The following is a 1699-nucleotide window of genomic DNA, read 5'->3' as shown; positions in this document are numbered from 1 at the left end:
CGCCCTACATGCTTAAACGTGGACAACCATCGCCACGCGGAGGCTACCTTCCTGCGTCACACCATCGCTTACCTACTACCAGTCCAGGTCCAAGGCTCAAGTGATTCAGCCCGAAGGCCGGCACACCATCACGATGTTAGTATCGCTGGGTTCGATATGGGCGGTTCTTCGCCGGTACGGGAATATCAACCCGTTGTCCATCGACTACGCCTGTCGGCCTCGCCTTAGGTCCCGACTTACCCAGGGCGGATTAGCCTGGCCCTGGAACCCTTGGTCATTCGGCGGACGGGTTTCTCACCCGTCTTTCGCTACTCATGCCTGCATTCTCACTCGTGTGGCGTCCACACCTGGGTCACCCCGATGCTTCACTCGCCACACGACGCTCCCCTACCCATCCACACTACTGAACAATCCATCAAGGGACGCTAGAAAATGTGTGAATGCCACAGCTTCGGCGGTGTACTTGAGCCCCGCTACATTGTCGGCGCGGAATCACTTGACCAGTGAGCTATTACGCACTCTTTAAAGGGTGGCTGCTTCTAAGCCAACCTCCTGGTTGTCACAGCAACTCCACATCCTTTCCCACTTAGCACACGCTTAGGGGCCTTAGCTGGTGATCTGGGCTGTTTCCCTCTCGACTACGAAGCTTATCCCCCGCAGTCTCACTGCCACGCTCTCACTTACCGGCATTCGGAGTTTGGCTGACGTCAGTAACCTTGTAGGGCCCATTAGCCATCCAGTAGCTCTACCTCCGGCAAGAAACACGCGACGCTGCACCTAAATGCATTTCGGGGAGAACCAGCTATCACGGAGTTTGATTGGCCTTTCACCCCTACCCACAGCTCATCCCCTCAGTTTTCAACCTAAGTGGGTTCGGTCCTCCACGCGGTCTTACCCGCGCTTCAACCTGGCCATGGGTAGATCACTCCGCTTCGGGTCTAGAGCATGCGACTGGTACGCCCTGTTCGGACTCGCTTTCGCTACGGCTACCCCACCCGGGTTAACCTCGCCACACACCACTAACTCGCAGGCTCATTCTTCAAAAGGCACGCCGTCACCCCGTAAGGCTCCGACGGATTGTAGGCACACGGTTTCAGGTACTATTTCACTCCCCTCCCGGGGTACTTTTCATCTTTCCCTCACGGTACTAGTCCGCTATCGGTCACCAGGGAGTATTTAGGCTTAGCAGGTGGTCCTGCCAGATTCACACGAGATTCCACGAGCCCCGTGCTACTTGGGAAACCATTAAGTGAGACCAGCACATTTCGTCTACGGGACTGTCACCCTCTACGGTCGCCCATTCAATGGCGTTCGACTACACACTGATTTTCTGACTCACCCACCACATGACAGTATGATGAAAACAGCTCCCACGACCCCGGACATGCAACGCCTGTCAGCTATCACACACGCCCGGTTTAGCCTCATCCGCTTTCGCTCGCCACTACTCACGGAATCACTGTTGTTTTCTCTTCCTGACGGTACTGAGATGTTTCACTTCCCGTCGTTCCCTCCACACACCCTATATATTCAGGTGCGGGTGACTGGACATGAATCCAGCCGGGTTACCCCATTCGGAAACCCTCGAATCACAGCTCGGTTGCCAGCTCCTCGAGGCTTATCGCAGGCTCCTACGTCCTTCATCGGCTCCTGGTGCCAAGACATCCACCGTATGCCCTTAAAAACTTACGACACACAC

Annotated in this window: 1 rRNA gene; it reads right to left on the bottom strand. The window is 55.6% G+C overall.

The window, feature by feature from the left end:
- Nucleotides 1-1692: ribosomal RNA gene (locus tag LWF15_RS35735) — 23S ribosomal RNA — on the bottom strand; the annotation flags it as partial.
- Nucleotides 1693-1699 lie beyond the last annotated feature (7 nt).

Origin of the sequence: Kineosporia rhizophila (assembly GCF_021277265.1) — a bacterium.
Lineage (GTDB): Bacteria > Actinomycetota > Actinomycetes > Actinomycetales > Kineosporiaceae > Kineosporia > Kineosporia rhizophila.
Note: the sequence above shows the minus strand (reverse complement) of the source record. Positions and strands in the feature narration are given on the sequence as shown.